This is a genomic window from Streptomyces sp. NPDC048718 (genome assembly GCF_043198875.1).
In the GTDB taxonomy this organism is placed as follows: Bacteria; Actinomycetota; Actinomycetes; order Streptomycetales; family Streptomycetaceae; genus Streptomyces.
Genome location: NZ_JBICVG010000002.1, coordinates 558442 through 578087, shown reverse-complemented (window position 1 = coordinate 578087; position 19646 = coordinate 558442). Strand labels below are relative to the sequence as shown.

The 19646-nt window shown below is 72.6% G+C and carries 15 protein-coding genes; 4 read left to right on the top strand and 11 right to left on the bottom strand.

What is annotated here, in order from left to right; all coding sequences use genetic code 11:
• Positions 1 to 50 precede the first annotated feature (50 nt).
• The 3 genes from ACGFRB_RS05475 to ACGFRB_RS05465 form a co-directional block, all read right to left on the bottom strand.
• Positions 51 to 800, bottom strand: coding sequence for a class I SAM-dependent methyltransferase (locus ACGFRB_RS05475; RefSeq protein ID WP_393239343.1), 750 nt, complete (start codon positions 798 to 800; stop codon positions 51 to 53).
• A 101-nt stretch (positions 801 to 901) separates the two neighbouring features.
• Entirely contained in the window at positions 902 to 1456 is a 555-nt protein-coding gene (locus ACGFRB_RS05470; RefSeq protein ID WP_393239340.1) for an EF-hand domain-containing protein, read from the bottom strand.
• Positions 1457 to 2054: 598 nt separating this feature from the next.
• Entirely contained in the window at positions 2055 to 3014 is a 960-nt protein-coding gene (locus ACGFRB_RS05465; RefSeq protein WP_393239337.1) for an MBL fold metallo-hydrolase, read from the bottom strand.
• A 90-nt stretch (positions 3015 to 3104) separates the two neighbouring features.
• Between ACGFRB_RS05465 and ACGFRB_RS05460 the strand changes: the two genes are divergently transcribed.
• Both ACGFRB_RS05460 and ACGFRB_RS05455 read left to right on the top strand, forming a co-directional pair.
• Entirely contained in the window at positions 3105 to 3707 is a 603-nt protein-coding gene (locus tag ACGFRB_RS05460; RefSeq protein WP_393239334.1) for a TetR/AcrR family transcriptional regulator, read from the top strand.
• A gap of 285 nt (positions 3708 to 3992) precedes the next feature.
• Positions 3993 to 6335 carry a PQQ-binding-like beta-propeller repeat protein gene (locus ACGFRB_RS05455; protein WP_393239330.1) on the top strand — a complete coding sequence of 781 codons (2343 nt, stop codon included), beginning with the start codon at positions 3993 to 3995 and terminating at the stop codon, positions 6333 to 6335.
• 57 nt (positions 6336 to 6392) lie between these two features.
• Here the strand turns inward: ACGFRB_RS05455 and ACGFRB_RS05450 are convergent, their stop codons facing one another.
• Positions 6393 to 7463 carry a hypothetical protein gene (locus tag ACGFRB_RS05450; RefSeq protein WP_393239327.1) on the bottom strand — a complete coding sequence of 357 codons (1071 nt, stop codon included), beginning with the start codon at positions 7461 to 7463 and terminating at the stop codon, positions 6393 to 6395.
• A gap of 203 nt (positions 7464 to 7666) precedes the next feature.
• Between ACGFRB_RS05450 and ACGFRB_RS05445 the strand changes: the two genes are divergently transcribed.
• The gene (locus ACGFRB_RS05445) at positions 7667 to 8458 is read left to right on the top strand and encodes an enoyl-CoA hydratase/isomerase family protein (RefSeq protein WP_361233409.1); all 792 of its coding nucleotides are present in this window, start codon (positions 7667 to 7669) and stop codon (positions 8456 to 8458) included.
• A 32-nt stretch (positions 8459 to 8490) separates the two neighbouring features.
• On the opposite strand, the gene ACGFRB_RS05440 is transcribed toward ACGFRB_RS05445, so the two are convergent.
• Entirely contained in the window at positions 8491 to 9549 is a 1059-nt protein-coding gene (locus ACGFRB_RS05440) for a GNAT family N-acetyltransferase (RefSeq protein ID WP_393239322.1), read from the bottom strand.
• A complete protein-coding gene (locus ACGFRB_RS05435; protein WP_393239319.1) occupies positions 9546 to 10337 on the bottom strand; it encodes a phytanoyl-CoA dioxygenase family protein in 792 nt (263 codons plus the stop codon). The genes ACGFRB_RS05440 and ACGFRB_RS05435 overlap by 4 nt, the downstream gene beginning before the upstream one ends.
• A gap of 349 nt (positions 10338 to 10686) precedes the next feature.
• On the opposite strand from ACGFRB_RS05435, the gene ACGFRB_RS05430 reads away from it, so the two are divergent.
• Positions 10687 to 11379, top strand: a complete 693-nt coding sequence (locus ACGFRB_RS05430) for an HAD family hydrolase (protein WP_393239317.1) — start codon at positions 10687 to 10689, stop codon at positions 11377 to 11379.
• Here ACGFRB_RS05430 and ACGFRB_RS05425 read toward each other — a convergent pair.
• From ACGFRB_RS05425 to ACGFRB_RS05405, 5 genes are all read right to left on the bottom strand, one after another.
• Positions 11354 to 12895, bottom strand: a complete 1542-nt coding sequence (locus ACGFRB_RS05425) for a LysR family transcriptional regulator (RefSeq protein WP_393239314.1) — start codon at positions 12893 to 12895, stop codon at positions 11354 to 11356. The genes ACGFRB_RS05430 and ACGFRB_RS05425 overlap by 26 nt on opposite strands.
• A 137-nt stretch (positions 12896 to 13032) precedes the next feature.
• Positions 13033 to 14508: an MFS transporter gene (locus ACGFRB_RS05420; RefSeq protein WP_393239311.1), complete on the bottom strand. Its 1476-nt coding sequence runs from the start codon at positions 14506 to 14508 to the stop codon at positions 13033 to 13035.
• Complete coding sequence (locus tag ACGFRB_RS05415) at positions 14505 to 16547, bottom strand: B12-binding domain-containing radical SAM protein (protein WP_393239308.1); 2043 nt, start codon at positions 16545 to 16547, stop codon at positions 14505 to 14507. Before ACGFRB_RS05415 ends, ACGFRB_RS05420 begins: the two co-directional genes overlap by 4 nt.
• A gap of 265 nt (positions 16548 to 16812) precedes the next feature.
• Entirely contained in the window at positions 16813 to 18216 is a 1404-nt protein-coding gene (locus ACGFRB_RS05410; RefSeq protein ID WP_393239303.1) for a B12-binding domain-containing radical SAM protein, read from the bottom strand.
• Positions 18213 to 19646 carry an asparagine synthase-related protein gene (locus ACGFRB_RS05405; RefSeq protein ID WP_393239300.1) on the bottom strand — a complete coding sequence of 478 codons (1434 nt, stop codon included), beginning with the start codon at positions 19644 to 19646 and terminating at the stop codon, positions 18213 to 18215. Before ACGFRB_RS05405 ends, ACGFRB_RS05410 begins: the two co-directional genes overlap by 4 nt.

Genomic DNA, 19646 nt, shown 5'->3' with positions numbered 1-19646 from the left:
ATCCAGGCCCCTGTCGCCGACCGTCCTGTCCTTCGATGCCCGTCTGTCCGCTATCCGCCGCCCTCCGTTTTCCGGCAGTCGATGATCGCGGTGTGGGGGTGGGCGAGATAGTCGTGCCAGTACGTGCTGCCGTGCGCGGTGATGCCCGCGTCGTCCACCCGGGGGTCGTTCCACCGGGGAGGGTCGAAGCCGGTGTCCCGGAGCGTGCTCTCCAGGAGGGTTCTGCTCCAGTACCGGGCGGTGACGGCCCGGTCGTGACCGCCGAAGCGGAGGCGCAGCCGGACCGGGGAGCCGTCGGACGGGGGTGTGGTGGCCGTGAGCGTGAAGCCGTAACGGGCGTAGGAGACGGCGCCGGGCCGGTAGCCGGGATGGACGGGCAGGGTCACGAAGCGCCCGCCCGGGCGCAGGGCGCGCGCGGCGGTGGCGCACAACTGCCGGAGTTCGGCGCGGGTTCTCGCGTACGGCAGGACGTACACCCCCAGCACCAGGTCGAAGGTGCCCGCCAGTTCGTCGGGGAGTTCGCCGCCGAGGATGTAGTCGATGCCGAGCGGCGCGGCGGTCTCCCGGGCCCGGGCGTGGCCGATCATCCCGGGTGAGACGTCGAGGCCGGTCGCGCGGGCGGCTCCGTTCCGCCGGACGAGCCGGGTGTAGGCGCCGGATCCGCAGCCCAGGTCGAGGACGGCGGCGCCGCGGAGATCGCCGACCACGTCCAGCACGCTGGGCGTCTCCAGGAATCTGCGGAACGGGGTGGCGGTGAAGTCGTCGTAGAGGTCGGGCAATGGGTCGAACTGACTGGTCATGAGTTCCTCGATGCCGGCCTCCCGTGGCGGTGGAGACCCGGAGGCGAGGCACCGGATTTCCACCGCGATTGTCCCGCTTTCCGTGCGGTGCCGGAATGCGCTCAGGCGGGTTCGTGGAGGGGGCCGATCAGCCAGTTGCCCGGCGCGTCCATGTTGTCGCTCAGATAGAACTCGGTGATGGCCTGCCGGAATTCCTCGTGGCTGATCTCTCCGTTGCCGTCCCGGTCGAGCCGCTTGAACGCGTCCTTGGAATGCTTGGGCGGAACCCCGAGGGCGTCGTACATGCGCACGTACTCGTCGTGGCTCAGCACTCCGTCGCCGTTGGTGTCCAGTGCGCGCATCAGGGCGTCCGCGATCGCCAGGACGGCCCCTTCGAAGTGCTCGGGGGCGGTGACGTTGGCCTCCATGACGGTGAGGAACTCCGGACGGGAGATCTTCCCGTCCCCGTCGGCGTCGCCGTGGGCGAGCAGCAGTTGCCACCACTTCTCGAAGGCGTCGCGCATGGCGGAGGCATTCGCGTGGTCGTCCTCGGCGGCGAGGGCGGCGAACAGGTCGCCCATCGCCTGGAGGTCGTCATGCGTCAGCTGGCCGTCGTTTCCCTGGTCGAACCAGTCGAAGAGCATGTTGAATTTCTGACTTTTCACGGCGTTCGGCACGCGTGGACTCCCTTTCCTATTGGCGGCACGGATTGCCCCGTTGGAATCAAGAGGCACATTAAGCGGATGATGAGTTGTGAGGCAATCAGCTTCCCATGCAGTCATACGTTCGGAGGATTGGTGCGAGAAAGGCGTCGGATGAACGGGTGAAAGGAGGTGAGGGGAGGAATATTCGCGGCGTTCCGCGTTCGGGCGGTCCCGCGGTCCGGCTTCGCCGGGATGCTCCCGGCGATCATGAGATGGGGGTGGGACCCAGGGCTCGTGGCCACCCTTCGGGGCGGGGGTCGGGCCGGGCGGGGCGGGTCGGGGCGGGGTCGGGAGGGGGCGACGATGAGGCCGGCGCATCCCTCGCCACCGAGGCCGTGCGATCAAGCCGACCGACCTCATTGAGCCGCCAACTCGCTTTCTCTGCTCTCTCGTTCACCGAACGGCCGATCCGGCCGCGAGTGCACCGCCAGGAGCCCGGCGGCTGACTGCGCGGCTGCGCGACCCGTTCCCGTGGTCCGGCGGGCGTGGGGACTTTCCGGTGGGCCGGGGGTGGACAGGCCGGGCGGACAGGTGCCGGGCGGCCGACAGGCGTGGGCCGGTCGGCGCGGTGCTACGTTCCGGGAGGCGGCACCGGGTCGCCCCGGTGGTCGAGCCACTGGTCGAGGAGAGGGAAGAGTTCCTCCTCGGCCGGGGTGCCGTCGCCGTTCAGTTCGCGGTAAACGGCGCCGATGTTGAGGATCAGCCGCTCGGGGTCGGCGAGGTCCGTGAAGCCGGTCAGGTCCGTCTCCCGGGCGGCTCGCAGCACGGGCAGGCCGGCCCGGTGGGCGCGGGTGGCGTGGTCGCGTACCCGTTCCAGGTAGGAGCGGAAGCGGCGGACCTCCGCTGTGCCCGAGACGGGGCCGTGTCCGGGGACGACCGTCGTCACGTCGTCCAGGCCGAGGACACGTGCGCAGACCGCGATCCAGTTGCCGATCGGGCCGCTGTGGATCACGGGATGGCCGCCGACGAACAGCAGGTCGCCGGTGAACAGCACACCGACGTCCGGGACATGGACCAGGACGTCGCCCCGGGTGTGGGCGGCCGGGACCTCGATCAGCCGGACCGTCCGCCGCCCCACGGCCAGTTCCAGTTCGCCACTGAAGGTGCGGTTCGGCAGGGTCGGGGTGATGCCGCCGAAGTCGAAGGTCTTCCGCAGGTCGTCGACGATCCGAGGGAGCCGTGAGTCGCCTGGATCGGCGAGCAGTTCGTGCAAACGGTCATCGCGCATGGCGGTCGCGGCGGCTTCGGAGGCGACGATCTCGGCGTCCGGGAGCAGCTGGTTGCCCCACCAGTGGTCGCCGTCGCTGTGGGTGTTGACGAGCGTGGTGACGGTGACGCCGGGCAGGCTCCGGGCCACGGCGCCGAGCATGGCCCGGGTCGACGGGACGGTGAACAGGGTGTCCACGAGCAGCGCCTCGTCACCCGAGGCGATCAGCCCGGCGTTGCTCAGGCCGAGCGAGCCGTCCGGCTGGAGGTAGGCGTAGGTGTCCGTCGCGATCGCGTGCAGGCCGAGGGTGTAGGGCACGACCATCACTTGACTCCTCGTGAGGGTGTACGTGTGGAGTATCGCGGACCACCAGGTGTACTCCAGTACCATGAAGTATTCAAGTACACTCGCGAGGTGACCTCGACGACACCGCGCGGTGGGCCGGACCGCCGCGAACAGCGCCGTATCGCGACCCGGGAACGCCTGTTGACGGCGGCACTCGAACTGTTCGCCACCCAGGGGTACGCGGGCACCACGTACGACCACATCGCCGCGCGCGCGGACGTGGGGCGGCAGACGGCCTTCAACCACTTCCGCCGGAAAGAGGACTTCGTCGCCGCCTGGATCGAGCGGCGACACGCGCTGATGGATCAGCGGGCGGCGGCGGACACGGCCGCCGGACGGCCCGCCGCCCAGGCCCTCGCGGACGTGCTGCGGGAGCTGTCGGACCTGATGGCCGAGGAGTACGCGCTGGCTAAGGGGCTGTTCGACGGCGGAGTGCTCCAGGCCGTCTTCGCCTCCGGGACCGCGACACCGCACGCGATCCTGGCCACCGTCGAACGGGGCCAGGCGGCCGGTGAGATCCGCCGGGACGCCGACGCCGAAGCCGTCGCCGATCTGATCGCCGACGCGTATGTGACCGCGGTGGGCCGCTGGCTGGCCGCCGGCGGCGACCACTCGCTCACGGACACCCTGCTCGCCCGGCTGGACGTCCTCGCGGCCGGTTTCGCGGCCTGACTCCGGGCGTACCGTACCTGGTTCCGGGGGAACACCGGACTGTACGGCGTGCGGGGCGACACTCGTGGCGGCGCGCATGGTGACGTGCGGGGGCGGTGCGCGTGAGAACGTACCCGAGGACGTGCATGAGGACGCGGGGGAGGACACGCGTGAAGCGGCGGAGGTGAGACTTCCGGTTCGTCACCCGCTTCGCGCCGCCCGACCGGCCTGCGGCTAGTTTGTGCGCAGGACAGGTACGCGGGCCCGTGGCGGCAGAGGTGCACGGGGGACGGGAGGTCGGGAAGAGTGTCGCTGCGCGCAGGTGACCCAGCCGAGATCGGCGGCTATCCGCTGGAGGCACGGCTCGGTTCGGGTGGCATGGGTACGGTCTTCCTGGCCCGTACGAGTTCGGGGCGGTCCGTCGCGATCAAACTCATCCACCAGCACTTCGCGGGGGACGACGAGTTCCGTATCCGGTTCCGTCAGGAGGTGGCGGCGGCGCGACGGGTGAGCGGCGCGTTCACCGCCGCCGTGGTCGACGCGGCACCCGAGGCCGAGCAGCCCTGGATGGCGACGACCTACATCGAGGGACTCACACTCGCCGAGCGCATCACCGCGCAGGGGCCGCTGGACGGGGCGGAGTTGCGCCGCCTCGCCATCGGCCTCGCGGAGGCGCTGCGCGACATCCACCGGGTGGGCGTCGTCCACCGCGACCTGAAGCCCTCGAACGTCGTGCTCTCGCCCGAGGGGCCGCGCGTCATCGACTTCGGTATCTCGCGCGCCGTGGACCAGGAGACGCTGACGATGACCGGCCGGGTCATCGGTACGCCGCCCTTCATGTCGCCCGAGCAGCTGAAGGCGCCGCGCGGCGTGGGGCCGCGGTCCGACGTCTTCTCGCTGGGAACGCTGCTGGTGTACGCGGCGACCGGCCGCGGGCCCTTCGACGCGGACAGCCCGTACATGACGGCGTACCAGGTGGTGCACGAGGAGCCCTCGCTCGGTGCCGTGCCGGGGCCCCTGCGGGCCGTCGTCGAGTCCTGCCTGGACAAGGACCCCGAGGGGCGCCCCACCGCCGACGCGCTCCTCGTGCTGCTGCGGGATCTGCCGTCCGACCTCGGTGGGAGCGCGGCGCGGGGGAACGGGGAGGGAGCCGGTCACCCCACCCGTGACGTGGTCACCCAGCATTACGTCGCCACTCCGGATACACCGGTCCCACCGGCTACTTCGGCTACTCCGGCCACTTCGGCCGCTCCGGCTTCCTCGGCCCCGGCCGTCGTGACACCGGACGCGCCGGCCGGCTCAGGCGTGGTGGGCTCCGGTATCGCCGCGGACATCCCTGGCGGCATTTCCGCCGGACGCCGTCCGCGCCGCCGGTGGCGTCCCGTCCTCGCCGCCGCGGTCGCGGTGGCGGCGATCGGCGGCGGGGTCGCCGCGCTGCGGGCCGGCGGCCTCGGGGCGGACAGCGGTGTACGCGACGGCGGCAAGGGTGCCGGCGTCGCGGCGCGCGGACCCGCGCTGCCGGAGGGCTTCCGGGCGTGGCGGGCGACCGTACGGGGAGGCCGCGCGGACATCCCCGACGAGCTGCGCTGCGTCACCCACGGCGACGCGCTGTTCTGCGGGGGCGGCGGGGTCGTCGCCACCCGGGTCCGGGTCCGGGACGGTTCGCGGACGTGGACGGTGAAGAGTCCGGGTGTCCCTGTCCAGGGCATGCACCTGGCGGGTGCCACCGACGACACCGTGGTCGGTTACCGCTTCGCCGACCAGGACGCCCCGAGCGGTCCGCCGATCGAGGTGGTGGCCCTCGACGCCGGCAGCGGCCGGGAGCTGTGGTCCGTGCCGTCCGGCGCCCAGTCGCTGGCCGTCACCGGCCGCAACCAGGACGCCCTGGTGACCGGCTCCCTCGTCCTGACGGTCGACGCCGCCAACTCCCGCTTGGAGGCCCGGAACGCGCACAGCGGCGAGGTCGCCTGGACGACGCCGTTCCCCGTAGGCACGCAGTGCGCTCCCGTCGCCGTGAGCCCGCGGCTCTACGCGATGTGCGCGACGAACACGGAGCTGGACGCGCTGGAGGTGCGGCACTCCACGCTGTACGAGATCGACCGCGCCTCGGGGAAGCTCGGCGAGGCCGTCGCGGTCGACGGCCACGCCGTGCCGATGGGCGTCACCGAGGGCAGGCTCGTCCTCCTCCAGGAGCGTAGGGAGGGGCCGGCGTTCGCGGGGTACGACGGGGTGGCCCGGTTCGATCCGGCCTCGGGGAAGGTCGCGTACTCCCGTCTGGCCAAGACGTATGCCGGGACGCCCGGCATGGCGGGCGACACCGTCTACGTCAGCGGGCAGACCGGTCTCGTCACCGCGCTCGATCCCGCGACCGGCCGGCGGAAGTGGGCGCGGCAGACCGGTGTGGAGGGCGCGTCGGGTCCCGTCGCGGGAGCGGACGCGGTGTATTTCAGCTCGGCCACCGGCCGGGTGGTCGCGCTGTCACCCCACGACGGCACGCCCCTGTGGAGCACGGACCCACAGGCCGACGGCTTCACGGGCGAGCAGGGCGCGAGCCCGCGCGTGACCGTGGTGGGTCGCGCGGTGGTGGTGGCCGCCGCCAAGAACACCCTCTTCGCCTTCGACACGCACAAGCCGCCGACGTCGGACTGACCCGGTGCCGGGCGTCGGGGGCGCGGGCGTCCAAGGGTGAGGACCCCGCGTCCGCCGTCAGGAAGCCGTGTCCGCCGTGTCCGCCGTCTCGCCGACGAGTGCGGCGAGGCGGCGGGTGCCGGGGGCGCAGGCCCGGCGGAGTTCCTCCGTCTGGCGGGCGGAGAGCCGGGACGCGGCGCCCGGTCGTGTGCGGTCGACCCGTTCCGCGACCCGCTCGGCCCACCGGTCGGGCTCGGCGAGGCCCGCGAAGCGGCCGAACGCGGTCAGCCGGGGCACCGGATCGGCCACCACGGCGTCGTAGGACAGGTGCAGCAGCCGTTCGGGCGGCAGGTCCGCGAGGTGCCGGAGCGCGCCCGTGGCCCGTGACCACATGTCGCCGAACCGGGCCAGCGGGATGTCGGCGTCCGCGAGCGCTGTCGCGTCCAGGCTGTCGGGGGCGAACGGGCGCAGCCGCTCAGGCAGTTGTCGCGTGTGCCGGGGGTCGGGGCTGCGGTAGGGGTCCACGCCCAGCTCCGCGCGCATGTCGCCGATGAGTACCCCCAGCCGGAACAGCGGATGGCGGCTCATCGACAGCGCCGCGTCCGCGCCGTCCCGGTACATATGGACGAAGCGCGCCCCGGGAAAATATGCGAGCAGTTGCGGAAGGAAGCGCAATGACGCCCCGGAACGCTCGACGACCACCTTCCGTCCGGTCGACGAGGCCCACCACGAGAAGAGCCGCAGATACTGCCGGGACGCCGGTGCCGGAGCCCAGCCGGTGACCTCGTCCCGTATTCGGTCGTGCAGCGCGTCCGGATCCCCGGTGAGCGGCGGAAGGGTCATCAGACTCAGCGCGGGAACTTTTCCGGCAGGATAACGGCCCGGACCGATCGGATACCGGTATTCCGGCACCGCGACCCCACGGCTCAGGAGAAGGTTCGGTTTCAGCCGCGGTGCGCCGAGGAGTTTCCAGAAGGCCGGTCCGTCCAGCGTGCCGTCGGGGAAGGCGCCGGGGTCGAGGCAGGCGAAGAACTCGCTCAGGCTGAGGGTTCCCGGGTCCTGGTTCACCAGGTCGGACAGCATCGTCGATCCGCAGCGCCCGGTGCCGAGAACGATGGTCAGCGGCACCGGCAGATCATTTTCTCGCATTCGCTTGAATCCTCTTCCCTGGCTCTTTTCCGGCTCTCGCTATTCCCTGGAAATGGGGGTTGGGGCGGCGAATTTGTCGGGAATGTTCGCGTGGTGTGACGGTCGGGTGCGACAGTTATTGACCCGGCCTGTGCGACGCCCCTAGTGTGCGTCGGCGATCGGGTTCTTAAGGCAATCCGAAAGAGTGAGAAGAGAGGACGCCGATGTCGGTCCCGCTCCAGTCTTCTGAAAACGTCAGCAAATCCCTCGGATGCTCGCGCATCGGCGACGGTGTGGTTCTCGTCGAGTTTTCCGGGGCGCATGAGCAGAATCCGTTCAGCCGGGCCCGGATGCGGGAGCTGACCGCGCTGATGCACGACATCGACCAGGACGAATCCGTCCGCTCCGTCGTCCTCCACGGCGGCTCCGGCCGGTCCTTCGGCGTGGGCGGGGACTTCAACGAGGTCTCCGCGTTCACCGGCGGGGACGAGGTCAACGACTGGATCGACGACATCACCGACCTCTACACGGCGATCGCCGGCATCTCCAAGCCCGTGGTGGCCGCCATCGACGGTTACGCCATCGGCATCGGCCTGCAGATCGCCCTCTGCTGCGACTACCGGGTGGCGGCCGACACCGCCCGTCTCGTGATGCCGGAGTTCCGGGTCGGCATCGCCTGCAACTTCGGCGGATTCATGCTGCGTTACACCGTCGGCGCCTCCGTCATGCAGCGGATGCTGTACACCTGCGACGCCTGGCCGGCCGACCAGGCGCTCCAGGACGGACTGCTCCACGAGGTGCGCCCCTCCGAGGAGGTCCTCGACCGCGCCGTGGAACTGGCCCGCACCATCGCCGGGTACACCCCGGCCGCCGTCCAGGGCACCCGGCCCCGGGTGAACGCGCCGTTCGTGGAAGGGCTGGAGCGCGTCCGCGCCGAGGCCAAGGGGTCGCACCGCGGCGCGTTTCGGGCGGGCGAGGCCCAGGCCCGGATGCGCCGCATCATCGGGAAGGACTGACCCGGGCGGCACCGGCGCGGCGGCCTCAGCGGTCATGGCCGCCGCGCGGCGGGCGCGGCAGGCGCGACGGTGCGCCGGACGTCGTCCCAGCGGGACTCCACCCGCCAGCCGAGCCGCCGGTACAGCGCGCGGGCCCGGACGTTCTCCTCGTCCACGGTGAGCACCATCCCGGCCCGGCCCCGGCGCCGCGCCTCGCCCATCGCCCACCCAAGCAGCACGCCTCCCAGCCCCCGGCCGCGCGCCGACGGATCGATGCCGAGCTGCCGTACGTACGCCACTCCCCGGCTCTCCAGCATCCGGTCGGTCACGTTCACGAACCCCACGACACGGCCGTCGAGTTCGAGCAGTGCGCACTGCGACGGGTCCACTCCGGGGTCGGACCGGTACCACCGCGCCCAGGAGTCGAAGGAGTCCTCCTCCTTGCCGGCCTCGTCGGCGGCGTACGCCTGGTTCTTCGCGTGGTGGAAGGCGCGCAGGTCCGCCTCGTCGCGCAGCGGGCGCACCACCGCGCCGGGAACGACCGGCACGCCGGGAAAGCCCGGAACCCCCGACGCGCCGGTCCGATCCGCGAGGGGGCCGTCCAGCGCCACCGCCATGCGGTGGTACGCCCGGGGCAGACCGAAGCCGTGGTCCCGCAGCGTCGTACGGGCGAGGTCCTCGCCGGCCGAGGTGAAGCAGGACAGCGTCGCTCGCTCCGCGCCGTCGTCACCGCCGAGCGACGCGCGGCAGCGCGCGACGGCGAATTCGAGCAGCGCGGTCGCGTCGGCCTGCGCGGCCCGCGGTCCCAGGGCCAGTTCGACGACCCAGCCGGCCACTCCGGAGGTACGGCCGACCCACGCGGCGCCGACCGCCTCGCCGCCGGGGCCCGGGCACAGCCGGGCGTCCCGCGCCGGATCCGCGCCGGGGGCCGTGAGCCGTCCCTCGATCCACGCCCGGGTGGTCTCCACCCGGCCCAGGGCCGCGAGGTCCCGGGCGCGGGCGAGTTCCCAGACGGTGTCGGTGTGGACCGAGGGGTCGACCGGGCGCAGTTCCGGTGCCCGGCGCACCCGCGAGGCCGTGTCGAGGGGACGCCCCGGGACCGCGGCCGTCACCGGCCGTCCGCCGCGGTGGCCTTGCGGCGCGGCAGCGAGTAGACGTAACTGACGCCGCGCCGCTGGTCCATGGTGGTGTTGGCGGAGGAGGAGTGTGCGGTGTAGGCGCCGAAGAGGACGCCCGAGCCGGCCCGCCGGGGCAGGGTGACCGGCTCCAGATCGGGCCACAACTTCCCGATGTCCAGGCGGGGTTCGCGCGGAGAGGCGAACAGGTCGTCGTGGTCGATGCCCTCCGGCTCCATCAGGACGCGGCCGCGGTGGGAGCCGGGCAGGAAGCGCAGACAGCCGTTGTCCTCCCGGGCGTCGTCCACGGCGATCCAGATGGTGAAGACGTCCTCGTAGTTCTCGTAGAAGTCGTCCTTGAGGAAGATCGCGTCCTGGTGCCAGGGCTTCTCCGAGCCGACCTCGGAGGGCTTGGCCCACAGATAGCCGTTGTAGAAGTCCCCGCGCGTCCCGTGCAGCGGCTCCACCAGGTCCTCGTTGAGCCGGAGCAGCTCGGGGACCTTGGCCAGTTCGGGGGAGTGCTCGTGGATGAAGCTCACCACCCGCGCCTTGCCGGGGATGCCGTCGCGTCCCGCCGCGCGGGCCGCCCAGCCGCCGCCCTCGCCCTTCGCCTCCAGCTGCCAGCCGAGGGTGCTGCGGCGCATGTCCCGGGTCCGCCCGATCAGGTCGTCGCAGCCGCGCCGCATGATCTCCAGAACCGGTTCGGGGACGAGATCGTCGAGTGGGATGTACCCACGCTCGTCCAGTTCGCTGACGAGTTCTTCCACCGGCCGACCGAGCTGCATCCGAGTCACCCTCCGGTACGCGTAAGCCTGTTGTCGCACGATGCGGTGCGGCTCGACTATGTGCCGCCCTTCACGGCGGCGGCAACGTATCCACGGGGACGGGTCGGCCCCCGCCGCAAATGGCATAGGGCGGATGGGCGAGTACGGGCTACGGCGGCCCGGTTGAAGCGGGCACTCTGGAACCGTACGAACGAAGTCGCCCGCCCCCCGCCCCTGTTCCGGCGCCGCCGAACGCGAGCGACGGCACCCACTGCGAGAACGGCCTCGAACCCGGGGTCGCACGCGGGCCCGAGGGACTTGGCGGCTGGGCGCGGGCCCAGGGACGCGACCACGAGGACCAGGGGGAACGATGACAGAGGTGTCGGGGATCGTCGTCGACTGGGGCGGTGTCCTCACCCCGTCCTTCGCCGACGGTATCGCCGCCTGGGCCGCCGACGAAGGGGTGGACGCCGAGGAGTTCCACGCGGCCCTGGGACGGCTGCTGGGCCCGGGCGCCCCGTCCGGCGATCCGGCCGCGCCGCGGTTTCGCCAAGTGGAGCGCGGCGAGCTCCCGGTGGCCGTGTTCGAGGAGACGCTGGCCGCGCTGGTCCGCCGGCCCGACGGCTCTCACCCCGACGCGAAGGGCCTGGTGGAGCGGATGTTCGCGCCGTTCACCGAGGAACCCGCCATGACGGGCCTGCTGCGGGCCCTGCGCGGCGCGGGCCTGAAGGTCGCCTTGCTGTCCAACTCCTGGGGTCACACCTACGACCGGCGGGGCTGGGACGGGCTGTTCGACACGGTCGTGATCTCCTGCGAGGTGGGCCTGCGCAAGCCGGAGCCGGAGATCTTCCGGCACACCGCCCGGCTGCTGGATTGTCCGCTCGGCGGGTGCGTCCTGGTGGACGACCTCGGACGCAACATCCGGGCCGCCCGGGAGCTCGGGATGGCCGGGGTCCACCACAGCGCACCCCGGGAGACGGCCCTCGCCCTGGCGGACCTGCTGGCACCCGCCGGACGCCGGGCCGTCCACGCGTATCTCAGCGGGGCGCCGTCCGGGCACTGACCGGGGAACGGGCCGGCCGTCCGGCCGCGCCCCCGTCGACGGACCGGCCGCTCCCACCCCCGGCGGCGGCCGGTCCGTCGACGGGGTACGCGGAAACGGATCCGGGAGCGGATCCGGGAGCGCGCTCGCCCGTGCGCAGATCGCCCACCAGAGCGTCGAGCCGGTGCTCGGCCGGCCCCGTACAGGCCAGCAGCCGCCGGGCGGCGGCCGACAGCGAGGTGCCCCGGGCCGTGGTGTGCACCAGCGGCAGCCCGCAGCTGGCTTCCAGCCGGTGGATCCGGCGGGTCAGCGCGGGCTGGGTGACCAGTAGTGCCGAGGACGCCTGGTTGAGGCTGCCGGTCCGGCCGATCACCCGGAGCAGGTGCAGATGCTCGGGCTCGAAGCCCGCCGCCCGGTCCGCCGCCGACCAGTGCAGCTCGGAGAGGAGGACCGGCGGGGGCGGCGCCGTCGCGCACCCGCCGGCGGCGGCCGGGCCGGAACCCTTCTCGCCGCCCGTGAAGAGGCCAGGGGAGAAGGAGGGTTGAGTACGGTCCGGGGCATCCGAACCGTAAGGCGAGACGCCCCCCGCACCCTCCAAGCCCTCCAGGCCGCCCCCCGCGCCGCCGGCCGCCGTCGTCCTCGGCGCGTATCGCCCGCGCAGCCACGCGTACAGCTCCTCGGCGAGCGGCCCCGGGATCGCCAGCGGGTCGACGGCCAGCCGCAGTCTGCGCACGAACTTCTGCCGCAGCGGACGCAGCACCACATCCGGTGTGGCGGCCCCCGCGCGGGCCGAGGGGGAGACCAGCGCGATGCCGTACCCCCGGCGCACCAGATCGAGGGCCGCGCCCTGGGAGCGCACCGTGAAACTGACCGGCGGAACCGGGCTGAGCCGGGACAGCGCCCAGCTCTGGTCGTCGCCGGAGTCGCCGCCGACCACGGCCACCCACTCCGTACGGGTGAGATCGCGCAGATCCAGGATGTCCCGCCCGGCGAGCGGATGCCCGAGCGGCAGGGCGACCTGCTGGGGCTCCTCGGCGACGGTCCTGACCAGGACACCGCCGCGCCGCGCGACCGGCCGCCGGGCCGTCTCCCAGCCGAGCGCGGCGTCGGCGGCGTACCGCTCGAAGCGCTGCCAGACCCGGTGGCTGTCGTCGGGCACGACGTCGAACACCAGATCGGGGAAGCGTCCGGCGAGATGCCGGTCGAGGCCGGGCGCCCACTCCGTCCCCACCGCGAACTCCACCACGGGCAGCCGGCTCGCCGTGTCGTCGGCCTGGTGGTGGGTGGTGGCTACGGCGAAGTCGATCGCGGCCAGCAGCCGCCGTCCGACGTGCAGCAGGGCGTGCCCGGCCTCGGTGGGCTCGGTGCCGGTCGCGCCGCGGGTCACCAGCAGGGTGCGCAGCCGGCGTTCGAGTTTGACGAGCCGGCGGCTGGCGGACGACTGCGTCATCCAGCCGTCCCGTTCGACCGCGTGCAGACTGCCGTGGTCCGCCACCGCCTGCAGCAACACCACGTCCGAACGGCGCAGGTCGAACACCCGGCTCTCCTCCCTCACACGGCACGGCCCGTCCCCGGCGCCACCGCGAGGGCGGGGCCGGGCGCGGGCCGTGCCCGCCGATGCCGCGTGGAACCCGGTCCACGGTAGGTCGGCGGGGGCGGTGCGGAACCGGGCGGTCAGGTGGTTGGCCGGATCGGACGGGAGGAGTGGCCGGGCGGCACCGGAACGTCCGGCCGGGGCAGCGGCGCGGGAGAGCGGGGGAAGAGGAACGCCGCGCCGACCCCGACGACGGCCAGGACGGCCGTGCCGATGAACACCGCGCGGTACGCGAGGGCAGAGGGATGGCCGCCGGCGTCGCCCGCGACCATCAGCATCATGGAGCCGACCTGTACGCCGAAGGCTCCGCCGAGGTTGCGCAGGACCCCGTTCAGACCGACCGTCACCGCGGTCGACCCGCTCGGCGAGGACTGGACGAGCAGCTCCGCCATGGCCCCGCCGAGCAGACCGGTGGCAAGGCCGTTCAGGGCGGTGCCCAGGGCCAGGCCCGGGGCGGAGGCGGGCAGGAAGGAGAACACCACGGGGCCGGACGCGAACAGGACCGCGCTCGCGGCCAGCACCGTACGGGCGCTCGCCCGCCCCGACTCCCGCAACCGCCCGGACAGCAGCCCGCCGGACAGCGCGCCGATCTGCATCGGCAGCATGACCAGGGTCAGTACGGCTCCGCTGCCGCCGAGGCCGTACCCCGTCTCGCGCGGCGCGGTCACCAGGGCCGGCGCGAACACGCCGATCTCGAACATCACGAGCCCGGTCAGCAGACTGACCACGTTCAGGCAGAGGAGCGGACGGCGGGACATCAGCCGCATGTCGAGGACGGGTTCCGGGGACCGGCGTTCCACCCGCAGCAGCAGGGCGCCGCCCGCCGCCGCGATCACCAGCAGCACCGCGCCGGTGACCGATCCGACGCCCTCCCGGCCGTACCGGGTCAGGGCCAGCAGCAGGGCGCTGCTGACGATGCCGAGCAGGAGCAGCCCGGGTACGTCGATCCGGGTGGCGGGCCGGCGCGGGGTCTCGGGCAGCAGCAGCGCGCCCGCCACCAGCAGCACCACGGCGAGCAGCGCGGCCGCCGCGAACAGCGTGCGCAGGGCGGGAAGTCCGCCGCCGAACAGTCCCGCCACCACCGCGCCGACCCCGCCGCCGGTGCCGAAGGCGGCGGACAGCACCCCCGACGGGCCGGACAGCGACAGCCCGGGGAAGCCTTCCCGCAACAGGCCGACGCAGAGCGGGAAGAGTCCGGCGGCCACCCCCTGCACCAGCCGCGCGACGAGCAGCACCGCGAACGAGCCGGTCAGCGCCGACACCACCGATGTCACGGCCACCACGGCAAGGACCGCGAGCAGCACCACACGCCGGCCGTGCAGATCGCCGAGCCGGCTCACGACGGGGGTGGCGACACAGCCGACCAGCAGATGACCGGAGACCACCCACGAGGCGTCCGAGCCGGACACCCCGAACGCTTGCTGGACCTGCGGCAGCAGGGTCGCCACCCCGAGCTGGAGCAGCGCGAACAGGGCGCAGGCCCCGGCGAGCACGGCCAGCGCCGCTCGGTGCGGCCGGGCGGCGCCGCCGGCCGGAGCGCCGGGGCCGGCGGTCACCGCTGCTCGCTGAGCGCGGGCTCCGCCACCGGCGTCACCTCGGCCGACTCGAAGCGGTGCCGGTAGTGGCCGATCCGCGAGACCGGATAGCTGGGGCCGATGGCCGCCAGCGCGAACGCCTTCAGGTCGTCCGGCGCGGGGCGGAAGCGGCCGTTGGCCCCGAACCGCTGGTCGCCGTAGTCGACCCGGACCCGGGTAGCGGTCAGCGGGCCGCCGCCGAAGTAGCGCGGCCAGTCGTGGTCGTACGCGGCGGTCTTGCCGTGCTCCGGGTCGTAGTCCGGGCGCAGCATGACGTCCCGCTGGAAGTGCAGGATGTCGCGCAGCCGCGGGTCCTGCTCGGGGTCGAGCCCCAATGTGCGGAGGTAATCGGCCAGTTCCGCGTGGAACCGGTCGAACTCGGTGGCCACCCGCAGCCAGCCCCAGTTGTCGATCGTCCAGCCCCGGCGCCGGCCGTACGGGGCGAGCTGGGCGGCCAGGTCGGGCTGGCTGGCGACCAGGTTGGCCAGCGGCAGCGTCGGGATGTCGATGTAGTCCTGGTACAGGCTGCGCATCCGCAGGTAGAGCGAGCCGATGAAGCTGCTGGGCCGGGCCGCGAAGTGGTCCTGCAGCCCCTCGTAGAAGGCGGTGTAGCCGACCCCGTGCTCCTGCCGGAGGTAGATCGACAGATAGCGGGTGTAGCAGCCGTTGTGCAGGAACTGCACCGCCTGGACGAAGGAGAAGGACTCGACCCATTCGTCGCGGGACATGGCGCCGGTCTCCATGACCATGTCCATCGTCTCCGCCTCGTCGTCGGGGGTCCCGGGACGCTCGACGTACAGCCGCTTGGGCACCGTGCGCAGGCCGTAACCGGAGATCTTCTCCGGGGTGTTGATCGGCGCGTTGGGCAGGATGCCGAACTCGTAGACGCGGATGTCCTCGTGGTTGCCGGCCTCCAGGAGCGAGCCGATGCCGTCGCGGAAGGTGCGGGCGGTCTCCAGCGGCAGGCCGAGGATCAGCTCGGTGTAGGTGTGGATGTTCTCGACCGCGTAACGCTGTTGCAGTTTGCGGTAGTTGTCGAGGCCGATGTTCTTGCGGTCGATGGCCTCCAGGACGTCCATGTCGGTGCTCTGCATGGACAGGGTGGTGCCCATCAGCAGGTCCGCGTCGTGCCAGGCCTTGCTGATCTCGAAGACCCGGTCGTTGGAGTTCTTGGCGAAGTTGACCCGGATCTGCTGGGGCGAACCGGCCTCCCTGCGGGCGTCCGCCAGCGCGTGCGCGATCTCCAGGTCCCTCGGCAGGATGCCGAAGTTGGCGTCGCAGACGAAGAGGTCCTCCACGTCGTTGCGGGCGAACCAGTCGATCTCGTGCTGGATTCGGTCCTCGTCGAACAGCCGCAGGGCGCTCATCGTCGCCGAGCCCCAGTCGCAGAAGGCGCAGGAGTACGGGCAGCCGCGGTTGGTCTCCCACAACGCGTAGAAACGCAGCCCGCGTTCACGGCAGGTGCGCACCGCTCCGTCCATCACCCCGTTCAGATAGGGGCTCGGGGTCTCGATCCGGCGCGGCAGCCGCCGGGCGGCCGGACCGGCGACCGGTCCCGCGGTCCCCTGTACCGTCACCCCCGGCACGGCCGTGTAGTCGGGGTGGTCCGAGATCCGGGTGGCGAGCACCTCCCGGAAGGCCACCTCGCCCTCGCCGTGCGCCAGGACGTCGACATAGGGGTGCCGGGTGAAGAAGTCGCCCACCCGGTCCGGCACATGGGGCCCTCCGGCCACCACGAGCATGTTCGGGTAGCGCTCCTTGAGGATCTTCGCCACCTTCATCTGGCGGCGGAAGTTCCACACGTAGCAGGACAAGGCGAGGACGTCGGGCTCGGTGATGCCGTCCGCCATCTCCTGCACGGGGGCGACCAGGAACAGCGGTTCCTGGAAGTCGTAGGAGGCCGCGATGTGTTCGTCCTGTTCCGCGTACGTGCGCAGCAGGCCGGCGACCAGCGGGAGGAAGGGCACCGCGTTGAGACCGATGAAGTACACCTTGCGGCGGCGGGAGGATTCGGCGGACATGCTCGGGTCACGGCTCCTCGGGGTCGGATCGCTTGAGCGTCGGGTCGGCACCGGCGTGCCGGGGGCGGGCGGGGGAGAAGGGCGGCGCCGTCCGGCGCCCGGCACGCCGGGGGCGCGAGCGGCGCCGGACTCCCCGCCGTCCGGGGCGTGCGGGGCATCGGGCACCCGGTCGTCCGGGGCGTACCGTCCGTCCGGGGTACGGGGGCGGGCGTCGGACTCCCCGCCGTCCGGGGTGTCCCGGTCGTCCGGGGCGTCCGGCGCCCGGTCATCCGGTGCTCGGGACCCGCTCCGGCGCCCGGGTCGCGGCGGGCCGGCCGGACCGGCGGATGCCGTCGAGCATCTCGTCGAAGGCGCTGTTGTCGGAGTAGTAGAAGACGGACGGGTCCGCACCGGTGGCGACGCCCGGGGCGGGGCGGGCACTCGCGCCCGCCAGCAGATCGGCGAGCCGGTGGTAGAAGTCCTCCAGCGGCAGCTTCGTCGGGAACAGCGAGTGGTAGCAGTCGAAGAGTTCCGGGTCGTCGCTGACGAGCCGGTCGCGGCTCTCGTCGTACAGATCCGTGCCGGGCAGCGGGGTCAGCACCGAGAAGCTCGGCATGTCCACCTGGAGTTCCTCGATGGTCCGCCCGAGCCGCGCGAAGTCCTCGCCGACCCAGTTGGGCTGGACGATGAAGTTGGCCCGCACCTTGACCTGGTTGGTGTGGAAGAGATCCAGGGCCCGCCGGGTCTGCTCGGCGTCGGTGCCCTTGCGGTAGCCGGACAGCTCGTCGTCGGTCATCGATTCGGCGCCGACCAGGACCGAGTCGAGACCGATCTCCGCCCAGCGGGCGATCACATCGGGCCGGCGCAGCGCGGTGTCGGTGCGCACGTACATGTGGAACCGCTTGCGGAACCCCGCCTTGTCGATGGCTTCGGCGAGTTCGAGCATCCGCGCGGGCTGGATGAACGCCTCGTCGTCCACCACGTACAGGTTGTCGCCCTCGATCTCGGCGATCTCGGCGAGGACCCGGTCGATGTCCTTGACCAGGTAGCGCCGGTCCGTCATCCGCCACAGCGAACAGAAATGACAGGTGTACGGACAGCCTGCGGTGAAGCGGATCAGGGACACCGGCCGGTAGATCGAGTGGAAGTAGTCCTGCCGGTGGTGGGAGAGCAGCGAACGGTCCGGCATCGGCAGGTCGTTGAGCGCCGCGGGCTTGGGCTTGCCGGCGCGCTCCAGACCGGTGCGGGCCTCGTACGGAGCGAGCCCCTGCCCCGCCCGCGGGGTGCGGCCCGCCTCCAGGTCGGCGGCCAGCCGGCTCAGCGGCCCGCCGCCCTCGCCCGCCACCACCCAGTCGGCCTCGAACCCTTCGAGCCACTCGGCGGAGACCGAGGGGTGGTGCCCGCCGAGCACGATCGGCACGCCGGGCCACAGCCGGCGGGCCTCCCGGCTCGCCTCGCGGGACACCCGGGCGCTGGTGGTGTACGGAATGGCCACGCCCACCAGGTCCGGCGCCTCGTGCGTCTCGGCGTACTCGGCGAGCGAGGAGTCGAGCCGCAGATCGTGGATCGTCACATCGTGGTGGCCGCGCAGCGCGCCGCCGAGATATTCGAGCGGCAGCGGCTCGCAGCAGCTCAACCGGTCACTGAGCAGGGCCCGTTCGTTGCGGGGCCACACCAGCAGAACCCTCATCGTGTGCCTCCCTGACGTCGGTCCCGCATCGTGTCGTCGGCTCCGGCGGCGGGCACCGCGCCGTCGTCGAGCCTGGCCCCGGCCCCGCTGCCCGGGACGGCCCCGCTCCCACCGTCCCGGAAGATCTCCGTGGCCATGTCCCGCAACATCCGGGCCTGGACGGCGGGCTCTTCGCTGCCCAGGGCGGCGGCGAACATCCGGCTCATCGCGGTGCCCTCGTGGATGCCGCGCTTGGGCCGCCAGGCCACCTCCGCCGGCAGGACGTCGGCGGCGGCGCTGCGCAGCACCCACTTCGCCGTCCCCTCGTGGACCTTGAGCCGGCCGCGGATGTCCAGCGCCGCGGTCATCACCTCCCGGGTCCAGTACGGGTGGCGCACGGCGGCGTGCCGGGCGTCGGCGAACGCGGGATGGAACTCGTTGCTGCGCGCGGTCGCGAAGGTCTGCGCGACGACGGCCGCCTCGACGGCCCGCTCGCCGCCGGTGCCGCCGAGCCCCGCGAACAGCAGGTCCGCCCCGTAGCCGGACAGCAGCACCCGGCGGTCGCCGGTCGCGATGTGGTCCTGCAGGAAGCAGGCGGGCGCGGCGATCTGGAGGGTGAGCACATCCCAGGTCTCCAGTGCGCGGATCATTCCGGGCAGCATCGCGGCGAGCTGTTCGGGGCCGAAGAGGATCTCCTCGTGCTTGGTGCCCAGCCGGGCCGCCAGCCACGCCGCCTGCTCGAACTCGTCGCCGAAGGGAGTGCCCACGGTGTACGTGCGCACCGCCGGCGCGCCCAACTCCCGTACCGCGAGCGCCGTGACGGTGGAGGAGTCCACCCCGCCGCTGAGCGAGACGCCGATCTCGTCCGCGTCCGCCGCGAGCCGTACGACGGCCTCGCCGAGTACCCTGCGGACGGTCCGCACCGCCCGGTCCGGGTCGGTCTCCGACGGGCGGTCCGGCAGCGGCGCGAGCCGGCGCACGGACACGGGGGTGTCGCCGTAGGCGTCGGCCACCACGGTCACCGCGCTGTTCGCGGGAACCGCGGTGATCCCGGCGAACCGGCCCCCGGGAAGCAGCGATCGCTCGGCGTCACCCAGCACCGCGGGGGCGCCGAGCAGCGGCAGCATCGCCCCGGCCGACGTGCCGACGAGCAGCGCCCCGGCGGACCGCGCCCAGTGCAGCGGGCTGGTCGCGCCGACATCGCTCCACAGGGTGGCCCGGCCCTCGCGCACCAGGACCGCGCAGTAACGGCTGTGCGCCCGCTCGGCCCAGGCGGTCAGCGCGTCGAACGGTGCGTGTACCGGCGGCTCCTCCGCGGTGAGCCGGTCGCCCTGGACCACCAGGACGTCGGAGCCCTCGCGTCGCACCAGCACGTCCATCCCCAGCCCCTGGCCGAGGAGTTCGACCTCGGCGGCACCGTCCGGACGTATGGACAGCAGGAATCCGGCCAT

Coding starts and splice junctions, on each gene's coding strand:
- ACGFRB_RS05475 (WP_393239343.1), bottom strand. CDS start 800: ATGACCAGTCAGTTCGACCCATTGCCCGACCTCTACGACGACTTCACC.
- ACGFRB_RS05465 (WP_393239337.1), bottom strand. CDS start 3,014: ATGGTCGTGCCCTACACCCTCGGCCTGCACGCGATCGCGACGGACACC.
- ACGFRB_RS05450 (WP_393239327.1), bottom strand. CDS start 7,463: ATGCGAGAAAATGATCTGCCGGTGCCGCTGACCATCGTTCTCGGCACC.
- ACGFRB_RS05445 (WP_361233409.1), top strand. CDS start 7,667: ATGTCGGTCCCGCTCCAGTCTTCTGAAAACGTCAGCAAATCCCTCGGA.
- ACGFRB_RS05435 (WP_393239319.1), bottom strand. CDS start 10,337: ATGCAGCTCGGTCGGCCGGTGGAAGAACTCGTCAGCGAACTGGACGAG.
- ACGFRB_RS05430 (WP_393239317.1), top strand. CDS start 10,687: ATGACAGAGGTGTCGGGGATCGTCGTCGACTGGGGCGGTGTCCTCACC.
- ACGFRB_RS05415 (WP_393239308.1), bottom strand. CDS start 16,547: ATGTCCGCCGAATCCTCCCGCCGCCGCAAGGTGTACTTCATCGGTCTC.
- ACGFRB_RS05410 (WP_393239303.1), bottom strand. CDS start 18,216: ATGAGGGTTCTGCTGGTGTGGCCCCGCAACGAACGGGCCCTGCTCAGT.
- ACGFRB_RS05405 (WP_393239300.1), bottom strand. CDS start 19,646: ATGGCCGGATTCCTGCTGTCCATACGTCCGGACGGTGCCGCCGAGGTC.